Origin of the sequence: Streptomyces sp. BR123, assembly GCF_013401435.1 — a bacterium.
GTDB lineage: Bacteria > Actinomycetota > Actinomycetes > Streptomycetales > Streptomycetaceae > Streptomyces.
The window spans coordinates 1-26,449 of sequence record NZ_JACBGN010000020.1; the positions used below are offsets into that span (position 1 = coordinate 1).

Here is a 26,449-nt window from a genome sequence, read left to right on the forward strand (position 1 = left end):
ACCCGGCTCGGGGCGCGGCCCCCCGCCAGGGCGGTGCCACCCGGACGCCCGATGCGCGGCCCGTGGTGGACAAGAGCCTGGTCGGCGCCTACAAGGGGGCCCGCCGGGGCGAGCCGTTCGCGACCCGCGCTGCCCGCACCCTCTGGCGAACCGTTTCCTCATCCGCCTCCCGCGAGGTCGCGGACGCCACCCGCACCGCCGAACTGCTCCAGCAGCCCGTGACGACCGGCCGCCAGATCGCCGTCACGTCCATCCGGGGCGGCGCCGGCAAGTCCACCGTCGCCGCCCTCCTCGGCACCACGTACGCCCACTACCGCCAGGACCCCGTCCTCTTCGTCGAGGCCGACCCCGCCCTCGGCTCCCTCCCCATCCGGCTCGGTGCCGAGAGCCTGCGCTGGACCACCGGCGAGTTCGCCGACATCGTCGAACCGCAGATGTCCCTTCTCGACGTCACCGGCTACCTCGTCCAGCTCCGCGACAACGCCTGGCTGCTGCCCGGCAGCCAGGGCCGGATCGGCGCCATGCTGGACCTCCGGTCCTACGAGCGGGCCATGGTGGCGCTGCGCCGCTACTTCGGTGTGACCGTCGTCGACTGCGAGACCCTTCCCGCGGAGGTGGCGCGCGTCGCGCTGTCCGCCTCCCAGGCCCGCGTCCTGGCCACCCCCGCCGCCCTCGACGGCATCGCCAGCACCTACGCGGTCCTCCAGTGGATGCAGGGCCTGCCCCCGCACCTGATCGCCGGCACGGTCGTCGTCATCACCGAGCAGTCCCCGCACTCCGGGATCGACCTCGACGAGGCCGCCCGAACGCTCGGCTCGACCGGGGCGACCGTCCACGTCCTGCCGTACGACCGCCATCTGGCGAGCGGCGGCGTCATCCGTACCGAACTGCTGGCCGAGTCGACCCGGACGATCGCCACCCGGCTCGCCGCGGACGTCTTCCAGCTCTCCCAGAAGCGCCACTGACGCATGAGTACCCGACTGATCCACCGCCCGGCCCGGACCGTCAAGCCCCCGGCCGCCACCGAGGCCCGGACCATCGAGGCCCCGCCGAACCTTCCCGAGGGGAAGGCGGGCAACATTGCCATGTCGCTGCTGCCCGTGGCCGGCGTCATGTCCTCGGTCGTGATGATGACCGTGGTCCGCAACAGCCAGTTCGCCGCGCTCGGCGCAATGATCCTCTGCGTCACGGTCGCCGGCTCCCTCGTCATGGCCTTCTCGCAGCGCGGCAAGGCCCAGCGCGCCCGCCGCACCCAGCGCGAGGCGTACCTCGCCTACCTGGAGGACCTCCGCGAGGAGCTCGCCGGCGAGGAGCGGGAGCGGCGCGAGCACGCCGACGTGCTCAACCCGGCGCCGCAGGCCCTGTACGACGTCCTGCGCGACCCGGCCCGGCTGTGGGAGCGGCGCCGCGCCGACGGCGACTTCCTCCAGGTGCGCGTCGGCACCGGCGAGATGCCCGTACGCGACCTGAAGATCGGCCAGCAGGGGTCCTCCGTACTGACCCCGCCCGACCAGTTCATGCTCAACGAGGCCTCCGCGCTCACCGCCCGCTTCCGCACCGGCACCGAGCTCCCGCTGACCGTCCCCCTGGACCGCGTCGGCAACATCAGCGTCATCGGGCCCCGCGAGGACTGCCTGCGCGTCGCCCGTGCCCTGCTCGTGCAGACCGCCGCCCTCCACGCCCCCGACGACGTCGCCGTCGCCCTCGCCGTGCCCGGCGACCGGATCGCCGACTGGGACTGGGCCAAGTGGATGCCCCACCTGCTCGACTCCGGGCAGCACGACGGGCCCGTCCCCGCCCGCCGGATCGCCCCCTCCACCGCCCAGCTCGCCCGCCTCCTCGCGCCCGAGCTGAACCGCCGCGCCTCCTACGCGGCCGAGGTGCGCCGCGGCCTGGCCGGCACGGACGCGCTGACCATGAACTCCCGGCTGCTCGTCGTCGCCGACGGGCACGGCGAGGACGCCGTCGAACTGCCCCGCCCCGACGAGGCGGTCGGCCTGCGGGACATGGGCATCACCGTCCTCCACCTGCTCGAACAGCGGATCCAGGAGCCCGGCCACGTCGGCGTTCGCATCACCGTCGACGGGCCGCAGATCCTCATCGAGGACCTGCGCCAGACCGAACCGGTCAGCGCCCACGGCACCGTCGACGAGGTCGGCATCCCGTCCGCGGAGGGCCTGGCCCGGATGCTCGCCCCGCTCCGGCTGTCCGCCGAGTCCCTCGCCGACGCCCCGCTGTCCGGGCCCGTCGACTTCGCCGACCTGCTCGGCATCGATGACGTGGCCCGCCTCGACCTCCCCGCCCTGTGGGCGCCGCGGGGCGAGCGCGCCTTCCTGCGCGTGCCGATCGGCATCAGCGACTCCCGCGAGCCGGTCCTGCTCGACCTGAAGGAGTCCTCCGAGCTCGGCATGGGCCCGCACGGCCTGTGCGTCGGCGCCACCGGCTCCGGAAAGTCCGAGCTGCTGCGCACCCTCGTCCTCGCGCTGGTGGCGACCCACCCGCCGGAGGACCTCGCCCTGGTCCTCGTCGACTACAAGGGCGGTGCCACCTTCGCACCGTTCGCGGACCTGCCGCACGTCGCCGGCGTCATCACCAACCTGGAGAACCAGGCCGGCCTCGTCGAACGCGTCCACGCCTCCCTCGCCGGCGAGGTCAAGCGCCGACAGCAGGTCCTCAAGGACGCCGGCAACGTCGCCGACATCGGCGACTACGCCGCCCTGCGCGCCGACCGCCGGCCCGACCTGGAGCCGCTGCCGCACCTGTTCGTCGTCATCGACGAGTTCGGCGAGCTCCTCACCGCCAAGCCCGACTTCATCGACCTGTTCCTGTCGATCGGCCGCATCGGCCGCTCCATCGGCGTGCACCTGCTGCTGTCCAGCCAGCGCATCGAGGGCGGCAAGCTCAGGGGCCTGGACACCTACCTGTCCTACCGGCTGGGCCTGCGCACCTTCTCCGCCGACGAGTCCCGTACCGTCCTCGACACCTCGGACGCCTTCCACCTGCCGCCGCTGCCCGGCTTCGGCTACCTCAAGGTCGACACCAGCCACTACGAGCGCTTCAAGGCGAGCTACGTCTCCGGCGCCTACCGGGGCCCCGTCCGCCACGACGAGGACGAGGACACCGGGCCGCTCGCCCTGGAGTACGAGGCCTTCAACACCCTCGCCGAGCCCGAGAACCGGTCCGCGCAGGAGCCGAGCGGCCGGCGCCGCGAGAGCGGCCCCACCGAACTGGGCGTCATCGTCGGCCAGCTGGAGCACGCCGCCGCCCCCGTCCGCCGGATCTGGCTGCCGCCGCTGCCCTCCGCGCTCCCCCTCGACGCCGTCGCCGGCCCGCTCGGCGTCGGCCCGCGCGGCATGCAGCTCGCCAAGCGGCGCGGCCCGCTCGTGGTGCCGCTCGGCCTGCTCGACGACCCGGCGAAGCAGTGGCAGGGCGAGTGGTACCTGGACCTCACCGTCGCGGGCGGCCACGCCGCCGTCATCGGCGGCCCCCAATCCGGCAAGACCACCCTGCTGCGCACCCTCGTCCTCTCCCTCGCGCTCACCCACACCCCGCAGGAGGTCGGCGTCTACGGCCTCGACCTGGTCGGCGGCGGCCTCCAGGCCCTGGCCGGCCTGCCGCACGTCGGCGGGATCGCCGGCCGCGCCGACCGCGAGCGCGCCGCCCGCACCGTCGAAGAGGTGCGGAACATGCTCGCGGTCCGCGAGGACGTCTTCCGCGACCACACCATCGACTCCGTCGAGCAGCTGCGCACCCTGCACGCGGCGGGCCGACTGCCCGAACTGGCCTCCGCCGAGATCGTCCTCGTCGTCGACGGCTTCGGCGCGCTCCGCGACGACTTCGAGGAACTCGACGACGCCGTCGTCGACATCCTCAAGCGCGGCGGCGGCTACGGCATCCACGTCGTCGCGGGCATGCTCCGCTGGAACGACGTCCGCATCGCCACCCAGTCCAACTTCGGCACCCGTGTGGAGCTGCGGCTCAACGACCCGAGCGAGTCCAGCATCGAGCGCAAGCTCTCGGAGACCCTCGCGGCCGACGAGCCCGGCCGGGTCCTGACCGACGGCAAGCTGTTCGCGCAGGTCGCCCTGCCCCGCACCGACGGGCAGGCCGACACCTCCGAGCTGGGCGCCGTACTGGAGCGCACCGCCCGGACCGTGCGCGCCACCTGGAGCGGGGAGACCGCCCAGCCGGTGCGGGTCCTGCCGCACCTGCTGGAGCCGGACGTCCTGCCGGGGCCGGTCGCCGAGCCGCAGCGGGTGCCGATCGGACTGGACCAGACGGCCCTGGCCCCCGTCCTGCTCGACCTGTTCCACCACGACCAGCACCTGCTGGTCATGGGCGACAGCGAATGCGGCAAGACGAACCTCCTGAAGACCATCGCCGGCGGCCTCATCGAGCGGTACGGCGAGGAGGAACTCGTCTTCGCGATCATGGACCCGCGGCGCAGCCTGCGCGGCGTGGTCCCGGAGGAGTTCAACGGCGGCTACGCCTACAACGCCAAGATGTGCGCCGGGCTGGCCGCGGGCATCGCGGGCGAGCTGGAGCGACGCCTGCCCGACGACAGCGCCCCGCTGGAGGACCTGGAGCCGGGCAGCTGGGGCGGCGGCCCGCGGATCGTGGTCCTCGTCGACGACTACGACGTCCTCACCACGGCCGGGCAGGCACCGCTCGCCCCGTTCGTCCCGTACATCCCGTCGGCGGTCGACATCGGCCTGCACTTCGTCCTGACCCGGCGCGTCGCCGGCGCCTCCCGCGGCCTGTACGAGCCGCTGGTGCAGGGCCTGCGCGAGTCGGGGGCCTCGGCGCTGGTGATGACCGGCGACCGCGGCGAGGGCCAGCTGTTCCCCGGCGTGTACGCAGGCTTCCAGCCGCCGGGGCGCGGCGTGCTCGTCCGCAGGGGCCAGCCGAACCGCCTGATCCAGACCGTGTACACGTCCGAGTGACGCAGTACACGCCCGAGTAACGACCTGCGAAGGACCGTACGAACGCCATGACCAAGGACGTCATAGCCCTCACCCCGCGGATGCCGGACCCGTGGGCCGTGCTCGCGGGCCTGCTCTCCGGAGGGCCCGACAAGCTGGTGGACACCGCGGGCGAGGGGGCGGTCGTGCAGCTCTGCGACGCGCAGGGCCGGCCGCTGGTCTCGGTCGAGGCTCCGCTGCTGGTGCAGGTCGAAGGCGAGGCCGAGCGGCTGCTCGGGGCGACGCCGCCGCCGGTGCCGTTCTGGTGGACCGAGGCCCGCGCCACCACCGGCGTGCCCGAGGCCGAGCGGCTCGCGGGGACGTTCGCGGCGCGCCTCGCCTCGCTGTCGGGCGGCACCGCCTGGCCGCCGGAGGCGGCGCGCTCGCTGGCCGTGGTGGCGTCCGACGGGGTCGGGGTCGCGCCGACGCCGGCCGCGGCGCAGCCCGCCGTCGACGTGCTGACCGGCAACGTCGCCGTGGTCATCATGGACCGGCCGGTCGTCGCCATGACGGCCTGGCTCGCCGACGCATTCCGGGCCTGCGCCGCGGCCGAGCGGGGCCTGCAGATCGTCACCCCGCCCGGGACGAAGCTGTCCCCGGCGGTGATGTCCGTGATGCCGGGATGGCCCTCGCGGTGGGTGGTGCAGGACCAGCAGGACGGCTACTACGACGGCCTCAGCGGCGCGGTGCTGCGCTGGCAGGAGGGCATGTTCGCCACCGTCGTCCCCGCGGACGCCACCGAGGACGACCCGCGCACCCCGGTGGCGGCCTCGTACCGGCAGGCGGCGGAGACGGGGGAGCGGCAGCTCGCCGTCACCTACCGCACGATCCACCCCGCGGACGACCGGCTGGTCCTCGGCGGGTCCGTGGAGACGGTGTGGCGCGAGCTGACCGGCGGGCCCCCGGGGGGCTGGGGCACCGCCGAGCCGGCCAACCTGCCCTGGTCGCCGGGGCGTCTCACGGACGTGGCGTACGCGCGGGCGCCCGAGCCGACGTGGTTCGTGGTGGTCGGCAGCCCGGACCGGCCCGGCATCGCCACGGTGAAGGTCACCCGTACGAAGGCGGGCGTCGAGGAGGACGTGACGCTGGCGTTCGGCTACGGGCCCGACGAGGACGTGCCCCTGGACGCCCTCCGGCGGACCGCCGAGGTGCTCGCCACCCGCCACCGGCTCCAGTCGATGCTCGTACAGCTCCGCAAAGCCCGCCGCGACCTCCTGGTCCCTCCGCGCTTCGAGGGCCCGGGGGTGCCGCTGGCCTTCGTCCTGGGCGCGGAGGAGGTCCGGGCGATGCCGGACGACCGCGCACGCAACACCCCGCTGTCACAGCCCCCCGTCAGACTGGGCCCGAAGGCCCGCCCGGCCTACTACTACCCGCTGCCGGGGGACCCGTCGGACCTGTCGGGCTGGGCGGACTTCGAACGCCTGGTGCGCCACCTGAAGGGCGCGTGAGTGCAGCTGGTGGATTGTCATACGTCAGTCACAACCGCTGTGTTGGACATTGCAGATGCGATGCGTCTTGATAGAAGTAGACATACATTCGACTGAAACCGATCGTTTGAACGCGTGTGCGGGGGAGTGTGGGCGATGAAGTTCGACATGGGGTCCACGGCCCTGACGACCCTGATGAAGGGGTCGCAGGGTTCGAGTACGGACCTGGGGACGTTGATCCGGCTGCTGGTGCAGGCGGCGCAGCCGTTGGAGGGGAAGTTCAACGGCCAGGGCAAGGTGGCGTTCGACGACTTCAAGCGTCGGGCCGACGACATCGCGAAGGAGCTGAACGCGTCGCTGGCGGCGATCCTGGGCGGTCAGGCCGGGATGGAGAAGGCGTTCTCCTCGGGTGACCAGGAGCAGGGCGACAACGCGAGGACGCAGATGGCGTCGGCGAACTTCGACGCGGCGCGCTTCCGCGGCCGCTGACGGGGGCCGCGAGGGCGGCTGTTGCAGGGTTTTCGATCTCAACGGGGAGTGTGGTTGTAGTGGCTGCTGGCCAGGACCGTCGTTCGTACGATTCGGGTGCGTCCACGGAGGCGCAGGGCAACATCAAGGTGGTGATCGGCCAGCTGGAGACGGTGATCGCGGCGCGCGACGGGCAGGTGGCCAAGGTGATGTCGGACTTCGAGGCGGAAGGCGTGTCGGCGGAGTACCACGCCAAGGAGCAGCGCTGGAAGAAGGTCTCGGAGGAAGTGAAGAGCATCATCCGGCTGCTGAACGAGACGCTGGCGAAGAACGACGTGACGGCGCGCCAGACGCAGACGCGCGCGAAGGCCGCGGTCGACAACATCGGCTGACGGCGGGGGCGGACACGGGGGACGGGGGACACCGATGACGGCGTGGGACATCAAGCCGCAGGGCGTGCAAGGGCAGTTGAAGACCGTCGGCGGCCACGCCGGCGATCTGGAGAAGGCGCTGAACACGCTGGTCACCGCCATGTCGAAGGCGGGTGAGGCCGCGGGAACGGCCGTACCGGGCTCCGTCTCCAAGACGGCCATACCCAACCCGGCCCCCGGCCACGCGCCCACGATGAAGGGCGCCATGGGCCCGGTGGCCGCCGCCCTCGGTGAATACCTGAAGGGCCGTGAGAAGGAACTCAAGTCGATGGCCGAGCGGATCGAGGCCTGCATCCTCGGCGCGGTGAAGGCGACGAACGAGTACCTCGAAGGCGACCTGGAGTCGGCCAAGCAGGCCCAGGACGCGGCCAGGTCCGTCAACCTGGAGGTCCTCCGCCAGAAGCCGGGCGGGGGCAGGTGAGCGACAAGGATCCCGTCGACCCGGTGGAGGTGCCGGTCTTCACCGGCAATCTGGTGGAGCTCGACATCCAGATCAAGGCGATCTCCTCCGGCGGTACCGCCGTGTCGACGAAGGCCGGCGACGTCCACTCCAGCTTCGGCGGCCTCCAGGCCTTCTACCGGGCGCCCGAAGCCGACCAGCTGTTCGCGACGACGAAGCCGGTCTCCGACCTCGGCCTGAAGCTGAGCACGGACATGGGCACGATCGCGGGCGCACTGCGCGCGTACGCGCGGGACGTCGAGCCGCTGAAGAAGAAGCTGGAGAACCTGAAGAAGGAAGCAGGAACGTTCCTTCTGAAGGTGGCGGACGACGAGAAGTGGCGTGAGGACGGCGATCTGATCGACGAGAACCTCGAACGCCGCAACAAGATCGCCGAAGTATGGGCCGAATTCCAGGCCGTGGAGCGGACCGCTCACGCGAAGATCGTCGCGCTGGTCGGCGGCAAGCCGCTGCGGGTGAACGACGGCTCCAACGCCGCGGACATGTACGGCTATGACGGGGAGGCGCTGAAGCAGGCGAAGTCCCTGCCGTGGGGCGACGCGGTCGAGGAGTCGGTTCCGGCGTGGCAGGTGTGGGAGCACGCCTGGGACTTCGGCAAGGGCGTCGTCGTGGACGGCGTGTGGGGCACCCTCAAGGGCCTGGGCGGCCTGGTCGGCCTGCAGGGCTGGGACACGTTCAAGCAGTCGTGGACCGGCCTGGCCAAGCTCGCGACGGGCCTGGCGATCACCGCGATACCGGGCGTGGGCCCGCTGTTCCTCGCCGCCCCGGCGGACAAGCTCCCTTCCTGGCTGCGGGATTCCCGTACGGCGATGAAGGAGACGGGCAAGGCGCTTCTGGCATGGGACCAGTGGGGCTCGAACCCGTCCCGCGCGGCCGGCGCGGTCACCTTCAACGTCCTCACCACGGTCTTCACGGGCGGCGCGGGCGGCGCGGTGTCCGGCGCGGGCAAGGCGGGCGCCGTCGCCAAGGCCCTGTCCTTCGCAGGCAAGGCGGGCCGGGCCGTCGACCCGATGACGTACATCTTCAAGGGCGCGGGTGCCGGGTTCTCGAAGATCGGCGATGTGATGGCCGCCCTGCGCGGCATGGGCAAGGGCGAGATCCCGAGCATCAACATCGACGGCGCGGTGGCCCTGCCGGACGGTGCGAAGATGCTGCCCGACGGAACGATCCACCTCCCCTCGGGCGCGGCCGTCCCCGAAGGCGCGATCAAGCTCCCCAACGACACCGTCAAACTCCCCGAAGGCACGACCACGTTCCCCCCGGGCACGGTGAAACTGCCCACGGACGGCGCGCCGCAGTTCATGGACCCCAAGGGGGCCATCTACGACGCGAAGGGCAACGTCCTCCAGCGGGCCGACCAGGCCCCGGGCGACATCGCAGACGCGCCGAAGGCCGACGCGAACACCGCCTCGGGCAGGGCTGACGTGGGCGCGAGCCCCTCGGGCAGGCCTGACGCGGACGGCAACGGCTCGCCGGGTACGGCTGGCGCGGCTGCGAGCCCCTCGGGCAGGCCTGACGCGGACGGCAACACCCCGTCGGGCAGGCCCGACTCCGGTGCGAACGCTCCCAAGGCCGACGCCCCGAAGGCGGACTCGCCGGCCACGGTCAAGGCGGAGGAGCGCGTCCTCGTCGGCGCCGGCGTCGGCGGCCGCGGGGACGACATGTTCCGCCTGAGCTCCGACATGTCCGACCCGGTCCGCACCGTCGGTGACCACACCCCCGGACCCCGCCCGGACACCACCCCGGGCGGCCACGCCCCGGACAACATGCCCCGCAACAGCGCGGACACCCCGTCCACCGGCGGCCGTACGGACACCCCGACCACCCCCGGCCCGCGTACGGACAACCCGTCCACCGGCGGCAGCGGCCACCCCGACTCCCCGGCCGGCGGCACGGGCCGTACCGACAGCGCGTCCACCGGCGGATCCCACCCGGATGCTCCGGGAGCGGGCGGCACCCACAATCCCGGCGACGACGCGGCCCGCACGGGGCATGACGCAGCCGCGGCTCCATCGGGTTCGAGCGCGACCGGCGATGCTGCAACGGGTGGCCCGACCAGTCCGCGGAAGCCGGTGGAGCGGCCCAGCTTCATGCTGGACGGCGACAACCCCTACGGCCCGCGTGGCCGCCTGACCAAGGAGCAGATCGAGCAGATCCAGGTATACCGGGCCAATGAAGAGCCCGGATACCGCAAGCGGTACTACGACAAGGACGGCCACCGCTTGCGTCTTTCCAACAAGGACGAGAGTGGGTACGCCCCGCCCCAACTCACCAAGTTGGCGCCCGACGCCCCGTGGACCCCGGCCAAGAGCACCCCCGAACCTCCTGAGCCCCATTACATCGAAGACGCCTACCAACCCCTGGGCCGGGAGGACGTCTCCGATCCGGCGCGGCTCAACATCCTCGATGGGTTCGCGCACAGACGCCAAGCCGCCATAGATCACGATCAGGTCGTAACGAAGTGGAAGAATTCGACCGGTAGCCCGGAGGCCGAGGCTGCGTACACGGTGGCCCACACGGCGATGGGTGACGCCGCCGCGAAATTCGGCGAGGCGGCGGCCGAGTACCACTTCATGGCCGAGCACCGCCCCGGCTTCGTCAAGCAGGAACTCCTCGGCCCGGCAAGTGGCGCAGACCAATTCGACCAGGTGTGGCTGCACCCCGACGGGCGAGCGGTCATCATGGAGGGCAAGAGCAGCATCAAAACCCGCCTCGGCAAGCGTGACCTCGACCCCCCTCCTCCCAGAGTGCCCGGTGTCAAGGGGCCATCAGTCCCGCAAGGAAGCAAGGAATACCTCTTCGATATTTTCCAAGAGATGAACAAGCGCGGCGAAAAAGAGCTCGTGGAAAAGTTGTGGAGGGCGCGCAAGAACGGAAGGCTCGAATACATCGTTGTCAAGGGCGAGATAAATACCGGAAGCTACACTGGCTTGCAGTACCGAACCTTCGACACCACTAGGAGAACTCTTCCGTGACCGAAACCGTTGACCGCCATCTTGTGCCCCGCTCTGATGCCGAAGAGTTCGCCGATGGGCTGAGCGAGCAGGTGGCCGGTTTCGTCGACGACCTCGAAGAGTCGCCGGACATGATCGATTTGGCCTACGGTGCCGCTCTCGTCGCGCTGCAGGCACACTCCGTCGCGGACCCGTCGGCGGACCGGCTGCAATCCTGGAAAGCCGCGGTGACGGCGATGCAGGTCGGCTCGGCGCTGTTCGCCGTGACCGGCGCGGACGAGGGCACCGTCGAGTGCTTCATCAACGGCAGGATGCGGTCGCTGCCGGTGATCGGTCTGCAGCCGTTCGCCCATGCGGGGAACTGGCTGAGCGCCTTCTGGCTGGCCGTCATCTGCCGTGAGCAGAAGCGGATGATGCAGCTGTGTGAGGTCCCGTTGGAGCGACTGCGCTCGGCGGAGGGCGCGTACGACGACTTCGTCTTCCACTGGATCGATGTCCAGCAGACCTATTGGCTCCGGCGGCCCGGGCTGGTGGACAAGCTCATGGCTGCGTTCGAGTCCTCGGATCCCGAGGTCGCGCGGAACACTCCGCGCGATGCGCTGGAGGGTGTGATGTATCCGCCGCTCAACCTCTTCTACCACGTCGTGCGCAAGCACGAGCAGGAGTTCGGGCCGGCGCTGGTGGAGGCCCTGAAGCTGCACAAGGCGTACTGGACCCTGGACGACGAGCGGGCGACCGACATCGACGGTGCCCTTCCCCTGGGCCCGCTCGCCATGGCGTGCATGGCCCACGACGGGAAGTTCCCGATCGACGTGGAATCGCCGTTCCTCCCCAAGTACCTGCTCACGCACGGCTGGCTGGGGGAATTTCCCACGTGATACCGCGGCAGGCTTCCCTGTCCACAGCACGGCCGAAGCCACCGCGTCGTCAAAGTCGGTATCGGCTCCGGAGAGGTCGGCAGGGTGGAGCTGTTTGCGTCGTGTGACGGCAACGTGGAAGCACCGAACCGGCCACAGGATCTTCGTGGTCGTCTGGGGTCCGGAGATCTGAGCCGCCTCCGGAGCAAGTCCCTGGGCCGCCTGGAGGAGCTGGTCGCCGAGGTCCCCGGTAGCGGAGATGGCAGCGGCCGGCATGATTGCGCAGGCCCAGGCCGGCGCCGGCCGGTAGGAGCCCCCACCACAAGCTCGGCGGCTGGCTTGGCTGAAGGCTGCCACGATAGACCGCTACTTCACCGTTGAACGGGACGAGCAGTCGACCTGAGCAGGAGGAGTCTTCGGTGACCGTCATCGTGAGTCGGCACTTCACCGCCGGTGTCACGGAAGAGGAATGGGCCGAGCACCTCGGAAAGTCCCTCTACCAGGACATCGACAGGCTGGCGCAGTATCCGGATTGGGTGCACGTGGTCTTCAATGACGCCCTTCTGCACCTTGGTGCGCGATGCACCGTCGACCCGAGTGCGGAGAGGTTGGAGACGCGGGAGGCGGTCGTCAACGCGCTCCAGTTGGGCTCGGCCGTGTTCGCCACCGTGACTGCCGACGAGGGCACGGTGGAGTGCCGTATCAACCGCGAGGTGCGGACGCTCCCGGCCGGCGGTCCGGCGAGCTTCGCAGACCTCGGGATGTGGCTGACCACGTTCTGGCTCGCCATGGTCTGCCGTGACCGGGAGCGGCTGACCCAGCTGGCCCAGGTCCCGCTCGACCGTATCGCGGCCGACGGCTACGACGCCTACGCCCGGCACTGGGTGGACGCCCTGCAGACCTACTGGCTGCAGGGCCCCGATCTGGTGGAGAAGCTCACCCTCGCCGTCGAGACCTCGCATCCCGACGTCGCGTCGTTCACGCCGCGCAGCCTGCTGCAGGCCGTTCTCGCGCCGCCCATCAACCTCTTCTACCTGCTGATCACCAACAACCCTGCCGGCTTCAACGAGTTCCTCGCCCGGTCCCTCGAACTCCACAAGGCGTACTGGACCGTCGACGAAGACCGCGCGGAGAAGCCCGACGGGCACCTCGCCCTGGCCCCCCTCGCTCTCGCCTGTCACGCGTACGACGGCGGCATGGCGATCGAAGTCGAATCCGGATACCTCCCGCACCACCTGCTCACCCGCGACTGGATCGCCGAGTTTCCGACCTGATCAGCGGCGACTCCGCGTGGACGCCGCCCGGTCTGCCGGGCGCAGTACCTGCTCACGCACGGCTGGCTGAGAGAATTCCCCACGTGATACCGCGGCACCGCGATCGTCGGTTCTTGCGGATCGGAAAAGACCACAGTGTTCTCTCTGATCCAGCGCTTCTACGGGAAGGACGCGGGCAGCATCCGCCTCCTGCCCGGCCGCCGGACCCCCGGCGATGCACCACCAGTCCCACCCGCCCCGAAGGACCCGAGCATGAACGAGTCAGACCGGAACCCGACCTCGATCGAGGACACCCGTTTCGGCGGGATCACCGTCCACCAGGACGGCCAGGACCGCCTTGAGGTCGACGGTGAGGGGATCCCCCGTGTGGTCCTGGAGCGGGACCCCGAGTCGGAAGCGGACGCGCAGATCGCCATCGGCACCCGCGACCCCGCCTTCCTCACCCTGCGGATCGACGGCCGGGAAGCGGAGCTGAAGCCGGCCAAGGGCGGCCTGAGCAGGCGTTCGTACCGGGTGGACGTGGAGTTCGAGGGAGTGGGCTACCGCCTGGTCCCGGACTCGATCCCCAGCAGCCGGCTGACCCGCGACGGCGTGCACATCGGTGACTTCTCCTCCGACGGCGACGAGCTGGTCCTCGCGGAGTGGCGGGAGGACGTCGAGGTCCGGCCGCTGGACGCGTCGATCGGCTACGCCCTGGCGTCGGCCTTCGGCACCGGCGGCCAGCCCATGTGGATGATGATCGTGGACGGCGTCAGCAGCGCGCTGCCCTAGCCGCCCGCGGGTCGGCGTTCGCCGGCGTGCACGCCGCGGTGCCGGTCGAGCTGGCGGCGCCGCATGGGCAGTGCCTCCCCGAACGAGGCGCCCGACCGCGTCAGGGCAGGGTCGGCTCCGGGGTGAGCGACAGGCGGGTCACCGTGCCCGACTCGTTGATCAGCAGCTCCAGGACGTAGTCCTCGTACCAGCGGAGCTGGCCGATGACCCCCACCGTGTCGGAATGCGCGGCGAGGAGCTCCACCAGGGCGTCCACGTCCGGCATGAGTTCTGCGTGGACCTCCTGCCGTGCCGTCAGTGACCACCCGGTCTCCGTCCGGGCCAGCTCGGCCACGCACACACCGCCGATGCGGTACGCCGGCCCGCGCTCCGCGAGCAGGGGGTACATGTCGAACCCGTCGTCCGACGTAGGCTCTCCTTCGCCGAGGTGTCGGCGCAGGACGGCGAGCACCGGGTCCGGTACGGACTCCCGTAGGTCAAGGGCCAGGTCAAGGGCATACAGGTCAGCCATGCCCGGAGTCTAGAGCGCACATGTGACGGCCGCCCGTGACGGCCGCCCGGAGGGGACGACTGCGAGGACGCAGGTCGCCGACCGGGGCCTGTGGCGCAGAGCGGCTCGTCGTCGGCCGGCAGCACGCCGGATAATGCGTTGACGCCCCCGGAGGGCGCCCCGCTAGCCTGATGGCGTCGTTCTGTTTCGTTCTGGGCCCTTGTGCCCTGGAAAAGGGTGTTTGATGACCCGGCCCGCGCCGAGTGCGCCTCGCCGTACCGCGTAACCGTCCGCCGCCTTGCGCCGCCCATTTCTCCGGGCCGCTGCCGGACGTGTCCTCCGGTGCCCTGACCTGCCCGTTCGCCGCCGCATGGCGCTTCCGGGCTCTCTGACGAGGCCACTCGGCCTGCTCTTGCTGTCATGACCGACTTCCCAGCAAGGAGCACCCCGGGTGTCCAGCCACACCGATCACACCGATCACACCGATCACACCGCCAACACTCTCCGCCTCGACACCTTCGCCTGCGCCTGGTGCGGCCTGACCGTGTCCGCGTACGCCGCCGACGGCGCACCGCGCAACCACTGCCCGTCCTGCATGCATTCCCGGCACGTCCTCGACCACGTCGAGGGCGGTCCGAGCGACTGCGAGGGCCGGATGTCCCCGATCGCCGTCGCCGTGCTCCGCACCGGTGACTGGATGGTGATCCACCGCTGCGTGCGCTGCGACGAGCTCACCTCGAACCCGGTCTGCGCCGACGACAACCAGCTCGTCCTGATGCGCATGGCAGTCCGCCCGCTGGCCCAACCCCCCTTCCCGCTCGAAGCGTTCGGAACCCTCTGACGCCCGACAGCAGAAGGAGCACCGCCATGTCACGCACCACAAACAGCGGCCGCGGGCGGCGGCGCCCGCAGCGGCACAAGGACGTCCTGCACACCCAGGGCGGGCACCGGGCCAACGACTTCCGGTGCACGTCCTGCCGGCTCGATGTCTCCCTGGACGCACCCGGCACCGCGCACCGCAACCACTGCCCCAACTGCCTGGCCAGCCTGCACGTCGACCGGAAGATCCCCGGCGACCGCGACGCCGACTGCCGCGGCCGGATGGAGGCGCTGGGCATGTCCGTCCGCCCGGACGGCGAGTGGCTGATCATCCACCAGTGCGCCTCCTGCGGCGAGCTCAGCGCCAACCGCATCGCCGGTGACGACAACCCGCTCGCCCTGGTCCGCCTCGCCCTCAGACCCCTCGCCGACCCCGAGGCCGCCGCCCGCGCCCTGCTCACCCTGTGCCCCGGGCGCGCGCCCAACCGACGACGTCCACCGCAACGGGAAGAGTGAGAAGACGTGACCGCGATCGAACGCCTATGGGAAGGCCTCCCTCGCTCACCTTGAAACCCTTGGCCTGGACTGAACCCACGGGCCGCAGCGAAGTTTCCACGCCGGGGGGTGGTGCAGCGTGCTGCACCACCCCCGCAGACGCCTTCCCGCCAGCTGCGGTCCAGGGGACAGCTGGGCCGTTCCCGGAGGTCAGGACAGCGATGTGGGCTTTCGGGGCGGCGGGACGGCACGAAGGAGCTCCCACAACGGGCGGGAGCCGCCCGCCCATTGGGCGAGGAGCTTGCGGTCGACCAGGTGCAGGCGCTGGGACTTGGCGAAGTCGAGGGCCGGTGCGGAGAAGCGGCCGTTGGTGAGCATGACGAGGACGTCTCCGCCGTGTATCTGGCGGCCGGTGCCGTTGAGGACCTGGAGGTCGGGGGTGCCGACGGCGGAGCCCGACCAGCCGGCCTTGCGGTGCTTGCACTGGATCACCCAGAGCCGGCCGAAGGGGTCGGTCGCCTTCACGTCCGCCCCGTTGTCGCCGCGCCCGCCGACCTGCTGCGCGTCGTCGCATCCGTCGCGGCGCATCAGGTCGCGTACGGCGAACTCGAACTGGCGGTGGTGGAGGCCGTCGAGCTGCTCGACCGCGTACCGAAGCCCCTGAGCCCGGACCTGGTCCCACCGCGCGGCCTCGTGGCGCCGGTGCAGCCACACAGCGCCTGCACCAGCCGCTGCCAGGAGGAGGAGAGCGACGACCCAGGGATGCGCGGCCAGCCACGACAGCACCGCCAGCACCAGACTCAAGGCCATCGCCGCGGCCAGCGCGAGCATCCACAGGTCGACCGGCACCGGGCCCTTGCGCCGCCGTGGACGGCGCCCTGCGCCCGTGCGGCGTCGGGCCGGACGGCGGCTCACCGCCCGCTCCCCGAGCCGGGGAGGAAGATCGGGTACGAGACCGTCGGCGTCGGCCGCACGGCCGGCTTGTCCCACCCCGGCCACTTGATCGGGTACACCGTGGTCGCCCGGGGCCGAGGTAACCGCTCCTGCCCCTGCTGCGCGCCGGTGGCAGTCGTCGTGGTGCCGCTGCCGAAGACGAACACTCCGGCGACGACCACCCCCAGGATCGCCGTCTCCCGGCGCGCACCCGCGGGGAGGCGGGTATGCCTCCCGACCACGGTGCCGTCCGCCTTCACGTACTCCTCGATCACGGGCACTGCTGCGTCCCCCTCGTCAGTCGCGCTACGCCTCCCTGCGTAACCGGCCCATGAAAGCACCCGGCACTGACAATGCGTCACCCCGCGATCACCATTCGCGATCTCCGGCTGTCCGTGCCGCGCCCCCTTGGCGGGCATGGATCACGTGGCCGGCAGGCGATCCCGACGCCGCCGAGAACGCGGTTGCCGGCCCGCTCGAACAGGCCCAGGCCTCCGGCCTGGCCGATCCCGGCATCGACGCGCGAACGGAAGTGATCAGCCTGCTCGCGATGGCGGCGACCATGGGCACCGGCATCCTGGTGCGCCAGCGGGGACCGGAATCGGCGACCGCCGTGCTCCGCCTCGCCCGACTCGCGAAAGCCGGCCTGCCGCGCTTCGCAGACCTCTTGACCACCTCGGACCTTTCACGAGGTGATGCGGGCGCAGATGGTGCGCAGATGGTGCGAGACGCCGAGAAAGGTGAGACGACATCGTCCTCCTCACCCGCGATGGCAAGGGCCACCTCGCCGTCTTGCTGGTGCCACCCGGCACCGCACCCGACGCCGCGCCAACCGCCATGACCCGCGCGGCCCGCGCCGACGACGCCACGCGAATGGTTCATGCTCCCGCCCGGACGGTGGTGAACGGGGACGGCGCCCCCGTTCAGTCCGCGGGCGGTTGCGCGGGCGTTTCGGCTGCGCGGCGGTACTCGGCGTTGATGCGCTGGGCCTCCTCGAGCTGGTCCTCGAGGATGATGATGCGGCAGGCGGCCTCGATGGGGGTGCCCTGGTCGACGAGCTCCCGGGCCCGGGCGGCGATGCGCAGCTGGTAGCGGGAGTAGCGGCGGTGTCCGCCCTCGGAGCGGAGCGGCGTGATCAGGCGGGCTTCGCCGATCGCGCGGAGGAAGCCCTGGGTGGTGCCGAGGATGGCGGCGGCCCGGCCCATCGTGTACGCGGGGTAGTCGTCGTCGTCGAGACGATCGTCGAACGAGTTGTGTGCTGTCATCTGCACCTCTCTCACGAAACGCATTGAGGGGCCCTGGTGCCGTACGGCACCAGGGCCCCGAAGGAACTACTACACCATCTGTCGGCCCTGATAACGCGCCGACCCTGTGTTTCCGCCGACCCGGCCGAGACGCTGCCGGGAGTGCGGGGATCGCGGTTGCTTGACCGGAGACCACCTCACTGTCGATGTCCTGCGGTACCCGGGCTCGGTCGTTCGGCCCGGGCGATCCTGATGGCGCTCGGTTCCTCCGTTTCTTCCCTCGGTGATCAACTACGGGTGTACTCCCGGTGCGCGCGCCCGCAGCCGACGCCTTCACACGGGTGCTGCTCTCCGACTTCACTGCTGTGCACTGCTGACCGCAAGAGCGGGTCGCGGCAGCTCCCGTCCCTGCGAGCCACCCGGTCCGGCGATCAGCCCCGGCGCCGTCCTGCATCCAACCTGGCTCCGGAACTCCACCACCGCACCGTCCTGCGGATTGCGACTGCTGGTACTGCCGCCCGGCAGTTCGTCTCTGCCGGGCCCTACGGACTGTCTGGGCTACGAGAGAAACGATAACCCCGGCGCTGCGGAAAATCCACCCTGGCCGCAATAGATTTTCGTGTCCGTGGAAGGGAGCTGGGCCTTCGGGGCCGGCCTGGTATCCGTGGAGCAGCGCCCGCGGGGGCCGCGGCCCGGTCGGACGTGAGGCGTGGTGCGTGCGGGACGGGCTCCCGTCCGGCAGGCCGATGGGCACGAGGAAGGGCCCGACCGGCGGATGCCGATGGGCCCTTCCTCGATTCGAGCGCGGGCGCGCGCCGGCTCGCGCCGGTCGTGTCAGTCGGTGTTCACCTGGACACCGAGTACCGCGGAAGCCTGCGGGAGCGGGCTGAGCAGCCCCGTTGGCTCGGCGGCGGGAGGGGCCGTACGGCACGTGAACCCGAGTCGGGTCATGGCCCGAAGCACCTCACCGGTGCTGAAGTCGCGTCGGTCCTGGCCGGTGATGACCTGGCCGACCTGCTTGACGGGGTAGGTGCAGCGGCCGATGGTCACTGACGCGCCGACGACCTGCTCGGGCTTGACGCCCTTCATCGACTCAAGGACACCGCTCTTGGTCAGGTCGAACGGGAATCGGGCGATGACACAGCGCATGGGGCCTCACAGGAAGGAGAAGGGACCGGTCGTGTCGCGGCGAGGCGGTTCAGCGCGCAAAGGCGAGGATGCCCACAGCGCTGCCCTCTTCATCGACGACGGGCAGGGCGTCGAGCCTGCGGTGGCGCATGGCCCGTTCGGCTTCGGCCATCGTGGTCGAGGGCGAGGTGACCGGGCCGCGCTCGCCCAGGACATCGCGCAGTCGGGCCCGGTCGGTGTAGGCCGCGCTGTCGCGGATCGCGGTGAGCAGGGCCTGGGTGATCAGCCCCGTGCACAGGCCGTGCTCGTCGCTGACGAGCAGACGGCCGGCGCGGGCGCCGGCCATGACGGCAAGGGCCACTTCGACCGTCATGTCGTCACAGACCTGCGGCCCGGCCGCCTCCATCGCGTCGTGCACCGTCCGGTGCGAGCGCTGCGAGCGGTTCGAGCCGGCGTTCGACGGGCGGGGCTGCATCCGGACGAGCGTCACAAGGTGCCTCCTGCAGAGATGTGCCGGTTTCCTGCTGATGTGGTTCTCAGGCCGCCGAGTCGAACCCGGACTGCCGCGCCGTCACGCGCCGGTCCGTCGGAGCAGGCCGCCGCCTGCTGCGGGCTGACGTGCTGCGCCTCGCGCGGTCGACGACCGGTGGGGTGACGACGACGGGGACGCCGGTGGGTGCCTGGGCGCCGGTGATGCGGTTCAGTGCCTCTTCGCCGGAGCGGACCCGGGTGGTCTGCGGGGTGATGCCCGTGGCCGCCATCAGGCGGGTCATGCCGCGGCGCTGGTCGGGGGTGACGAGGGTGACGACGCTGCCTGCCTCTCCGGCGCGGGCGGTACGGCCGCCCCGGTGGAGGTAGTCCTTGGGGTCGGTGGGCGGGTCGACGTTCACGACGAGGTCGAGGTTGTCGACGTGGATGCCGCGCGCCGCCACGTTCGTCGCGACCAGTACGGTCACGTGGCCGGTCTTGAACTGTGTGAGGGTCCGGGTGCGCTGCGGCTGCGACTTCCCGCCGTGCAGGGCGGCGGCCCGTACACCGCTGTTCAACAGGTCCCGGGTCAGTCGGTCGACGGCGTGCTTGGTGTCCAGGAACATCATCACCCGGCCGTCGCGTGCCGCGATCTCCGTGGTCGTCCGGTGCTTGTCGGCGGCGTGGACGTGGAGCACGTGATGTTCCATCGTCGTCACCGCACCGGCCGAGGGGTCCACCGAGTGCACGACCGGGTCGGTCAGATAGCGGCGGACCAGCCGGTCGACGTTGCGGTCGAGGGTGGCGGAGAAGAGCATCCTCTGCCCATCGGGCCGCACCTGGTCCAGAAGTGCGGTGACCTGGGGCATGAAGCCCATGTCGGCCATCTGATCGGCTTCGTCGAGGACGGTGATGCCGACTTGGTCCAGAAGGCAGTCGCCCCGGTCGATGAGGTCCTTCAACCGTCCGGGCGTGGCCACGACGACCTCCGCGCCTCCGCGCAGCGCTCCGGCCTGCCTGCCGATCGGCATGCCGCCGACGAGCGTGGTCAGGCGCAGGTGCACGGCGCGGGCGTACGGGGTGAGGGAGTCGGTCACCTGCTGGGCCAGCTCGCGGGTGGGGACAAGGACGAGGGCGAGCGGGTGGCGCGGCTCGGCGCGCTGTCCGGCGGTACGGGCCAGCAGGGCGAGGCCGAAGGCCAGGGTCTTTCCGGAGCCGGTGCGGCCGCGGCCGAGCACGTCACGGCCTGCGAGGGTGTTGGGCAGGGTGGCGCCCTGGATGGGGAAGGGCACGGTCACGCCCTGCGCGCCCAGGGTGGCCAGCAGCCCGGCCGGCATGTCGAGGTCGGCGAAGGCGTCGGCGGCGGGCAGCGCGGGCGTGATCGTCTTCGGCAGGGCGAACTCGCCTTGGACGGCGTCGGGGCGGCGGCCGTGGCCTCCGGTGCGGCTCGGACCGCCGGAGCGGCTCGGGGCCGTCCAGCCCGAGCGGCTGCGACTGCGGGTGCGAGAGGAACGGTCGTTCGTGGGCGTGCGGTTCATTCAGAACCTTCCCTGGTGCGGCACGTATCAGGGTGTTCCCGCGATGGAGAGCAGGGCAGGGAATCACGAGAACGGGCCGAATGGAATGCGGGAGCTGCTCCGGCCCGTAGAATTCTTGTGCGGGCGCAGGGCTGGAATGGCGGCGCCGCAAGGGTTGATTCAGAAAAGCCGACGGGATGAGGAGCCGGGGAGGCTGCCATCCCGTACTGTGCGTCCCTGCGGGCGGGGCTGTGGGAAATGCGTGCAGCTGGGGCCCGCACCCCGAAGGATGCGGGCCCCAGCTACGAAACGCGCGTCAGTGTCAGGCGGGAACGATGTTCTCGGCCGTGGGGCCCTTCTGACCCTGCGCGATGTCGAAGGTGACCTTCTGGCCTTCCTGCAGCTCGCGGAAGCCCTGAGCGGCGATGTTCGAGTAGTGGGCGAACACGTCAGCGCCGCCGCCGTCCTGCTCGATGAAGCCGAAGCCCTTTTCCGCGTTGAACCACTTCACGGTACCAGCAGCCATGTTTTTCTCCTTTGGGGCAGTACGCCGGTGTCCGCACTGTGCGAACACCGTGTCGCCGCGATGATGCCCTGCCGGAAAATGACCGGAAAACATGAAGCGCTTCGGTGCGACGGGTGTGTCGGTCGAAGACGCTTGAAATTTTTGGGTACCAAAACTGCAACTGGGATCGACAGTAGCACGCTGGGGAGGTTTGTGTGCGCTGGATTTTTCCATTGTGTGCGATGGAGTAGAAATTCTCCCTGTGGCGTTCATCGGAGTCTGTGGCGGCAAGAACAGATATTGAATCCTCCCGAGTCCAGTGTTCCCGTTCGCGGAGCGTGGCCATGGCCGCGTCCTTTCGTGCATCGGGGTGCGCCGGTCGGCGCGGCCCTCGGCATCGGCGACGACGCCGCTCAGGGGGGACGCTGCCGGACGTCGCCCGCCGCCTCCGGTCAGTTGCCGCGCCTCCGGTAACAGATGCGGGTCCGGCTCAACGGCCAGGGTCCGCGTGCGCCCGATGCCGGGGCTTGCGGCGACGCCGCCCGACGCCCGGCAGCGGGTCGCTGAAGGGGTGGGCGGCGATGCGTGCGTCGTGCTGGGCGTTGAGCAGGCAGATCAGACGCGCCCCGATAACCGTCGCGAGAATGATCGCCGCGATGAGGACGATGGTCTCCGTGCTCCGTCACCGCCAGGTGTTCCCGGGCACCGGGAGGGCCATCCGACCGCTGGGGTGCCCGAAGGGCGACGTGCAGGCCCCGCCCTCGGTCTCCCAGGCGTTCTCCTGGTTCCGGGCCTCGATCACGTCGCGGCTGATGGCTGCTTCGTTGGCCATCAGGGTGCCGGCGGTCAGGGTGCTGCCCGGGAGCGCGCTGATGGCTGCTTCGTTGGCCATCAGGGTGCCGGCGGTCAGGGTGCTGCCCGGGAGCGAGGCGGCGGTCATGAGGCGGGCCGCGGAGGCGGGCTCCGTCTCGGGCGGGATCACCAGCAGGTCCCAGCGCCCGACGGTGAGGGAGCGCAGGATGAGCTTGTCGGGGTGCTGCTCGGTGAACCAGCCCACCTGGACGGTGTGCCCGGCGACGGGCACTTTGTGCGGGATGACGGGCCAGCGGGTGGGGTTCACGGTGACCCGGGTGATCCGCCCCCAGACCTCGTCGAGTGCGGCCGCGAGCGGCGGGAGTTCGACGGTCAGGTCCCGGGAACGGGGCCACCAGGCCCCGTCCAGCTGGCCGGCGAGGGTGGTCTTCGGAGTGAGCGAAAGGCGTGCCGGGAAGTCTGTGGCGAGGTCGTGGGCCGCGGTCCGGTCGGTGGTGGTGGTCATGGTGAGGACCTGCCCCCGGGGCGCCCGTCGGCGGCCCGGATTCTCGTGTTCGCCGGAAACGCCACCCACGTGGACGCCGGTGTGCGAAGTGCCTCCGGTCCTTTCAGTCTACGCCCGTCCGACCGACTCTGACCCGCCGCGACCAGGCATTTCCGCAGCCTGGGAGGGGTGTGCCGTGCCGGGCGGCGTCCTGGCGACGGGAGTACCGTGAAAGGACGGCAAGGCCGCGTTCGGTGGCCGGTGCCCGCGTGGCTCCGGAGCCGGTTCGGGGTGGGAGCGGCCGCATTCAGGAGACGGGCGGACCAAGATGGCTGACGCCGACACCCCATACACGCCCCCCATGGTCCTGCCGGACGCCATCCACTCGGCGGTCCGGCCGGGTACGGCCCTGCTGAGGCTGGAGACCACCGGATCCCGGGAAGGGGTCCTCGACGGCGCATGGTGGCCGCGCTCACGCGATGTCGCGGGCGAACTCCCCGCGCTCGTCAGCGTGCTGACCGAGCACCTCGGGCCCATCACCCGTGTTGCTCTGGACGCCTCCGCCTGGAACGGCCTGCCGACCCGCCTGGTCATCGACGACCGCATCGTCCACCTCGTCTCCGACCCCGTCGGAGACGACACGGTCCTCATCACCCGCGGCGACAAGGACCACTTCGCCCTCCTGGTGGTGCCGCCCGGCACCGCACCCGACGCCGCCCGCACCGCCATGGCCCGCGCGGTCCGCGCGGACAACGTCACCTCGGCGGCAGAGATACTCGTCGCCCCGCTGCCCGCTGCCGAACCCGGGCGAGGGGAGCCGACGTGAATCCAGCCGGCGGGCATCCGCGAACGGCGTCCCCAGGACGTGGTGGACCCGCGGCCTCCGGATCGGCGAACTGGAGCCCGTCTTGGGAATCAACGCCGCTCAGGCCGCCCATGTGGCCTCTGGCCTGGTGTTTCGTCCTGCTGGAGCGGCCGCTCTGAGGGTCCGGCTGCACCTGTATTGACCGCTGGTGACCGCTCTTTGGGGCACGGATGGGGCACGGATGGGGCACGGATGGGGCACGGATGGGGCACGGGCCCGTAGGTGGAGCCGACCCAGCCCGCCCCAGCCCGCTCGGCGGGCTGAGCTTCGGGCAGAGTTCGGGCGCCGCGCAGGGGCCTTCACGGGTGAGACTATGCGCGCGTCGTCCGAAAAGGGGGTGGCGTTGCCCGGTGTGGTGGAGGTGCGTCTCCTCCGCAGTGGACGAAGCGAGGTCCCTCGGCCACGGAGGGGCCGCAGGCCGTCGTGTGCCTGCGGCCCCGCTCCCGCCTTGGGGTCAGGACGGGTCGCCGTACTGGAGGCCGCGTCCGTTGGTGCCGACGTACACGCGGCCGAAGGTGTCGGGGTCGCCGGTGATGACGCCGACGCCGCCGATGCTGCCCCACTGATGGGCGTCGTCGTTGACGCGGAGCCAGGTGGCGCCCTTGTCGGTGGAGCGGAAGACGCCCGTGACGTCCTTGACGGTGCCGATCAGGTACAGGGCCTGGTAGGAGGCGCCGGGCGCCGCCTTGCCGAAGCCGAGGGCGGAGGCGGACTGCACCGCTTTGAGCGTGGTGAAGGTGCGGCCGCCGTCGGTGGAGTGCAGCAGCCCCTTGGCGCTGCCGGCGATCCACAGGTCGCCGGCGATGCCGGGGACGGCCTTGAGCCGGCCCTCGGGCAGGTTGGCGGCGCGGGCGGTGAAGGTCGCGCCGCCGTCGGTGCTGGCGTAGAGCGTGCCGCCGGCCAGTGAGTAGAAGGTCTTGGCCGAGGAGCGGTCGGCGACGACGGCGGCGTCAGTGCCGAGGCCGCTGACCTTCGACCAGCTCGCCCCCTTGTCGGTCGAGCGGTACGGGGCCTGGCCGGCCTGCGTCCAGACGATGGCCGAGCCGTCGGCGGAGAGCGCTACCCGGCCGCTGTCGGCGCCGCCCACCGGTTCTGACGCGAAGCCGTTCCAGCTGCGGCCGCCGTCGGTGGAGTAGGCGCCGTCCTGCGCGCCGCCACGGCCGACGCGGACCATCATCGAGGGGTTGGACTGGGCGAAGTCGATGGATGTGCTGTTGGTCATCATCGGGTTCTTCAGTCGCCCGTCAGGCACTTGGGTCAGGGAGTCGTGGCGGAAACCGCCCAGGTCGCCCATGGCGGTGACGACCTGGGCGCCCCCGGGCGGGGCGATCGCGTCCAGCAGCGCGGTCTCCTCCAGCCCGCGGGCCCCCACGCTCCAGTGGCTGGTTCCGCCGCTGTCGGAGGCGTTGGCGTCCTTGCTGCGCAGGATGCCGCTGCCGGTGCCGTACAGCACGTGCCCGGCGTCGAAGGGATCGATGGCCAGGGCGGTCATCCAGTGCCCGGTGCCGGTACCCACGTAAGGAGCGGCGGAGGCGTCCCGCACCGACTTGTCGGCCAGCGCCTTCCAGGTCGTGCCACCGTCGGTGGTCCGGTAGATCTCGTCCTCCGGCCACCAGCGGCCGAGGGTGGTGACCATCACCGTGGAGGGCTTCTGCGGGTCGACGGCCAGACCGGAGAACCCGTAGTTGCCCTGGGACGGGGAGATGTTCTTCCACGCCCCGCCGGCCGGCGTGTGCTTCCACACCGAACCCGCCGTCACGCCGTTGGGCCCGAGGGCGTTGGTGTACGTCAGGTAGAGCGAGCCGTCACCGGAGAGCACGCCGTGCTGCGGCATCTGACCGGTGGGCTGCCCGGAGACGGCCTGCCAGGTGCTGCCGCCGTCGGTGGAGCGGTAGAGGGAGGTGGACCTGTCGGCGACGCCGACGTAGACCGTCCTGCTGCCGGCCGGGCCGTACGTCACGAAGGAGATGCCCGCGCCGCTGCTCGCCCCGTCCTTGACGGGGAACGAGGAGACCTGGCTCCATGTCACGCCGTGGTCGGTGCTGCGCCACAGGCCGTTCTTGCGGGTGCCCAGCAGCAGGGTGCCGTTGTCGGCGGGGTTGATCGCCAGCCGTTCGCCCGCCCCGCGGCCGTCCTCGTTGCCGCCCAGCTTGAAGGGCAGGTCGGTGCGCTGGAAGGTGCGGCCGCGGTCCTTGGAGCGCAGGATCGCGCCGTTGCCGGCCCAGTTGTTGGTGTAGGTGCCGGTGGCGAGGTAGAGCCGGTTGGCGTCGACCGGATCGGTGGCCAGCGCATCGACGCCCAGCAGGTTCCAGTCCTTCTCGCCGAGCCAGTCGGTCAGCGGTGTCCACTGCTCGGCTCCGGTGTCCCAGCGGTAGGCGCCGCCCATGTCGGTACGCGCGTACAGCAGGCCCTTCTCCCGCGGGTTGAACACCAGCCCGGTGACGTAACCGCCGCCCACCACCTGGGCGTTTCGCCACGCATACGGTCCGGATCCGGGTGCCTGGGTCTCGGCCGTCTTCACCAGCTTCCACTGCTGGTTGGTGCTGCCATGACCGCGGTACTGGATGACTGCCGCGCCGTCGGCGGTGGACCCACCGGACACGTCCAGGACCTGGCCGCTCCTGCGGGAGGTGAAGACGACGGCGTCGGAACCGCTCACGTCGTCGATCCGCCATTCCTGGGAGGTGGAGGAGCTGTCGGTCTGCTGCTCGGCGGTGGCCGCCTGAGCTGTCGAATCCCCTGCAATGCCCAGCACTTTGCCGCTGTTGCGGTTCACCAGCTCGTAGTAGCCGTCCCCGGTGGGTCGCAGCTTCCACTGCTGGTTGGCGGTGTTCTGGTCGGTCCACTGCTGGATGCGGGTGCCGTCGGCGGTGGAGAAGGCGTTGACGTCCAGCGCCTTGCCGCTGCGTACGGAGACCAGCCGGTAGTAGGCATTGCCGTCGACCGTCGCGGCCTGCGAGTCATCCTGCACGAACAGGAGATACGGCACGAGGACGGCGGGCACACCGAGCAGCAGTCCGGTCCCGGTCCAGCGACGGCGGTGACGCCCGCGGCGGACGCCGTTCGTGGGGTTCTTCATGGGGAG

General features: G+C 71.0%; 24 protein-coding genes. 14 read left to right on the top strand and 10 right to left on the bottom strand.

Annotated elements, in window-relative coordinates; all coding sequences use genetic code 11:
- From HYE82_RS05470 to HYE82_RS05515, 10 genes are all read left to right on the top strand, one after another.
- The coding region (locus HYE82_RS05470) for a MinD/ParA family protein (protein ID WP_256986946.1) at positions 1–965 on the top strand (965 nt) is incomplete at its 5' end.
- Positions 966–968: 3 nt separating this feature from the next.
- Positions 969–4,943, top strand: a complete 3,975-nt coding sequence (eccCa, locus tag HYE82_RS05475) for a type VII secretion protein EccCa (protein WP_179172776.1) — start codon at positions 969–971, stop codon at positions 4,941–4,943.
- 47 nt (positions 4,944–4,990) lie between these two features.
- Positions 4,991–6,409, top strand: a complete 1,419-nt coding sequence (locus HYE82_RS05480; protein ID WP_179172777.1) for a DUF6177 family protein — start codon at positions 4,991–4,993, stop codon at positions 6,407–6,409.
- Between the two features lie 135 nt (positions 6,410–6,544).
- A complete protein-coding gene (locus tag HYE82_RS05485; RefSeq protein ID WP_179172778.1) occupies positions 6,545–6,877 on the top strand; it encodes a hypothetical protein in 333 nt (110 codons plus the stop codon).
- Positions 6,878–6,936: 59 nt separating this feature from the next.
- Entirely contained in the window at positions 6,937–7,248 is a 312-nt protein-coding gene (locus tag HYE82_RS05490) for a pore-forming ESAT-6 family protein (RefSeq protein WP_179172779.1), read from the top strand.
- A gap of 34 nt (positions 7,249–7,282) precedes the next feature.
- The gene (locus HYE82_RS05495) at positions 7,283–7,708 is read left to right on the top strand and encodes a DUF6507 family protein (RefSeq protein ID WP_179172780.1); all 426 of its coding nucleotides are present in this window, start codon (positions 7,283–7,285) and stop codon (positions 7,706–7,708) included.
- Positions 7,705–10,722 carry a hypothetical protein gene (locus tag HYE82_RS05500; protein ID WP_179172781.1) on the top strand — a complete coding sequence of 1,006 codons (3,018 nt, stop codon included), beginning with the start codon at positions 7,705–7,707 and terminating at the stop codon, positions 10,720–10,722. The genes HYE82_RS05495 and HYE82_RS05500 overlap by 4 nt, the downstream gene beginning before the upstream one ends.
- Positions 10,719–11,579, top strand: coding sequence for an immunity 49 family protein (locus HYE82_RS05505; RefSeq protein ID WP_309144206.1), 861 nt, complete (start codon positions 10,719–10,721; stop codon positions 11,577–11,579). The genes HYE82_RS05500 and HYE82_RS05505 overlap by 4 nt, the downstream gene beginning before the upstream one ends.
- Before the next feature lie 398 nt (positions 11,580–11,977).
- Positions 11,978–12,832 (top strand): immunity 49 family protein, encoded by an 855-nt coding sequence (locus HYE82_RS05510; RefSeq protein ID WP_179172782.1) that lies wholly within the window; start codon positions 11,978–11,980, stop codon positions 12,830–12,832.
- A gap of 252 nt (positions 12,833–13,084) precedes the next feature.
- On the top strand, positions 13,085–13,603 hold the full coding sequence (locus HYE82_RS05515) for a hypothetical protein (RefSeq protein WP_179172783.1): 519 nt from the start codon (positions 13,085–13,087) through the stop codon (positions 13,601–13,603).
- A 100-nt stretch (positions 13,604–13,703) separates the two neighbouring features.
- On the opposite strand, the gene HYE82_RS05520 is transcribed toward HYE82_RS05515, so the two are convergent.
- Positions 13,704–14,114, bottom strand: a complete 411-nt coding sequence (locus HYE82_RS05520; protein WP_179172784.1) for a hypothetical protein — start codon at positions 14,112–14,114, stop codon at positions 13,704–13,706.
- 430 nt (positions 14,115–14,544) lie between these two features.
- Here HYE82_RS05520 and HYE82_RS05525 point away from each other — a divergent pair, with 430 nt between their 5' ends.
- Together HYE82_RS05525 and HYE82_RS05530 are read left to right on the top strand one after the other, a co-directional pair.
- Positions 14,545–14,934, top strand: coding sequence for an RNHCP domain-containing protein (locus HYE82_RS05525; protein WP_179172785.1), 390 nt, complete (start codon positions 14,545–14,547; stop codon positions 14,932–14,934).
- Between the two features lie 26 nt (positions 14,935–14,960).
- Positions 14,961–15,428, top strand: a complete 468-nt coding sequence (locus HYE82_RS05530) for an RNHCP domain-containing protein (protein ID WP_179172786.1) — start codon at positions 14,961–14,963, stop codon at positions 15,426–15,428.
- A 189-nt stretch (positions 15,429–15,617) separates the two neighbouring features.
- On the opposite strand, the gene HYE82_RS05535 is transcribed toward HYE82_RS05530, so the two are convergent.
- Positions 15,618–16,322 (bottom strand): restriction endonuclease, encoded by a 705-nt coding sequence (locus HYE82_RS05535; protein ID WP_309144207.1) that lies wholly within the window; start codon positions 16,320–16,322, stop codon positions 15,618–15,620.
- Positions 16,319–16,621 (bottom strand): hypothetical protein, encoded by a 303-nt coding sequence (locus tag HYE82_RS05540; protein WP_179172787.1) that lies wholly within the window; start codon positions 16,619–16,621, stop codon positions 16,319–16,321. Before HYE82_RS05540 ends, HYE82_RS05535 begins: the two co-directional genes overlap by 4 nt.
- Positions 16,622–16,671: 50 nt before the next feature.
- Between HYE82_RS05540 and HYE82_RS38870 the strand changes: the two genes are divergently transcribed.
- Positions 16,672–17,181: a hypothetical protein gene (locus HYE82_RS38870; protein ID WP_306439544.1), complete on the top strand. Its 510-nt coding sequence runs from the start codon at positions 16,672–16,674 to the stop codon at positions 17,179–17,181.
- Positions 17,182–17,263: 82 nt separating this feature from the next.
- On the opposite strand, the gene HYE82_RS05550 is transcribed toward HYE82_RS38870, so the two are convergent.
- The 6 genes from HYE82_RS05550 to HYE82_RS05575 form a co-directional block, all read right to left on the bottom strand.
- Positions 17,264–17,605 carry a MerR family transcriptional regulator gene (locus HYE82_RS05550; protein ID WP_179172788.1) on the bottom strand — a complete coding sequence of 114 codons (342 nt, stop codon included), beginning with the start codon at positions 17,603–17,605 and terminating at the stop codon, positions 17,264–17,266.
- Between the two features lie 813 nt (positions 17,606–18,418).
- Positions 18,419–18,733 (bottom strand): SCO5918 family protein, encoded by a 315-nt coding sequence (locus tag HYE82_RS05555; protein WP_179172789.1) that lies wholly within the window; start codon positions 18,731–18,733, stop codon positions 18,419–18,421.
- A gap of 49 nt (positions 18,734–18,782) precedes the next feature.
- Complete coding sequence (locus tag HYE82_RS05560; protein WP_179172790.1) at positions 18,783–19,202, bottom strand: CBS domain-containing protein; 420 nt, start codon at positions 19,200–19,202, stop codon at positions 18,783–18,785.
- 46 nt (positions 19,203–19,248) lie between these two features.
- On the bottom strand, positions 19,249–20,718 hold the full coding sequence (locus HYE82_RS05565) for a DEAD/DEAH box helicase (RefSeq protein ID WP_179172791.1): 1,470 nt from the start codon (positions 20,716–20,718) through the stop codon (positions 19,249–19,251).
- Positions 20,719–21,019: 301 nt separating this feature from the next.
- A complete protein-coding gene (locus tag HYE82_RS05570) occupies positions 21,020–21,223 on the bottom strand; it encodes a cold-shock protein (protein ID WP_055611897.1) in 204 nt (67 codons plus the stop codon).
- 661 nt (positions 21,224–21,884) lie between these two features.
- Positions 21,885–22,520: a DUF5994 family protein gene (locus tag HYE82_RS05575; RefSeq protein WP_179172792.1), complete on the bottom strand. Its 636-nt coding sequence runs from the start codon at positions 22,518–22,520 to the stop codon at positions 21,885–21,887.
- Positions 22,521–22,827: 307 nt separating this feature from the next.
- Between HYE82_RS05575 and HYE82_RS05580 the strand changes: the two genes are divergently transcribed.
- Positions 22,828–23,325: a DUF5994 family protein gene (locus HYE82_RS05580; protein ID WP_179172793.1), complete on the top strand. Its 498-nt coding sequence runs from the start codon at positions 22,828–22,830 to the stop codon at positions 23,323–23,325.
- A gap of 493 nt (positions 23,326–23,818) precedes the next feature.
- Here HYE82_RS05580 and HYE82_RS05585 read toward each other — a convergent pair whose 3' ends face one another.
- Positions 23,819–26,443 (bottom strand): RICIN domain-containing protein, encoded by a 2,625-nt coding sequence (locus HYE82_RS05585; protein ID WP_179172794.1) that lies wholly within the window; start codon positions 26,441–26,443, stop codon positions 23,819–23,821.
- Positions 26,444–26,449 lie beyond the last annotated feature (6 nt).

Excerpts from the sequence above, each read along its gene's own strand:
- eccCa (WP_179172776.1), top strand. The coding sequence starts at position 969 with ATGAGTACCCGACTGATCCACCGCCCGGCCCGGACCGTCAAGCCCCCG.
- HYE82_RS05480 (WP_179172777.1), top strand. The coding sequence starts at position 4,991 with ATGACCAAGGACGTCATAGCCCTCACCCCGCGGATGCCGGACCCGTGG.
- HYE82_RS05485 (WP_179172778.1), top strand. The coding sequence starts at position 6,545 with ATGAAGTTCGACATGGGGTCCACGGCCCTGACGACCCTGATGAAGGGG.
- HYE82_RS05495 (WP_179172780.1), top strand. The coding sequence starts at position 7,283 with ATGACGGCGTGGGACATCAAGCCGCAGGGCGTGCAAGGGCAGTTGAAG.
- HYE82_RS05515 (WP_179172783.1), top strand. The coding sequence starts at position 13,085 with ATGAACGAGTCAGACCGGAACCCGACCTCGATCGAGGACACCCGTTTC.
- HYE82_RS05520 (WP_179172784.1), bottom strand. The coding sequence starts at position 14,114 with ATGGCTGACCTGTATGCCCTTGACCTGGCCCTTGACCTACGGGAGTCC.
- HYE82_RS05530 (WP_179172786.1), top strand. The coding sequence starts at position 14,961 with ATGTCACGCACCACAAACAGCGGCCGCGGGCGGCGGCGCCCGCAGCGG.
- HYE82_RS38870 (WP_306439544.1), top strand. The coding sequence starts at position 16,672 with ATGAAAGCACCCGGCACTGACAATGCGTCACCCCGCGATCACCATTCG.
- HYE82_RS05550 (WP_179172788.1), bottom strand. The coding sequence starts at position 17,605 with ATGACAGCACACAACTCGTTCGACGATCGTCTCGACGACGACGACTAC.
- HYE82_RS05555 (WP_179172789.1), bottom strand. The coding sequence starts at position 18,733 with ATGCGCTGTGTCATCGCCCGATTCCCGTTCGACCTGACCAAGAGCGGT.
- HYE82_RS05565 (WP_179172791.1), bottom strand. The coding sequence starts at position 20,718 with ATGAACCGCACGCCCACGAACGACCGTTCCTCTCGCACCCGCAGTCGC.
- HYE82_RS05570 (WP_055611897.1), bottom strand. The coding sequence starts at position 21,223 with ATGGCTGCTGGTACCGTGAAGTGGTTCAACGCGGAAAAGGGCTTCGGC.
- HYE82_RS05575 (WP_179172792.1), bottom strand. The coding sequence starts at position 22,520 with ATGACCACCACCACCGACCGGACCGCGGCCCACGACCTCGCCACAGAC.
- HYE82_RS05580 (WP_179172793.1), top strand. The coding sequence starts at position 22,828 with ATGGCTGACGCCGACACCCCATACACGCCCCCCATGGTCCTGCCGGAC.
- HYE82_RS05585 (WP_179172794.1), bottom strand. The coding sequence starts at position 26,443 with ATGAAGAACCCCACGAACGGCGTCCGCCGCGGGCGTCACCGCCGTCGC.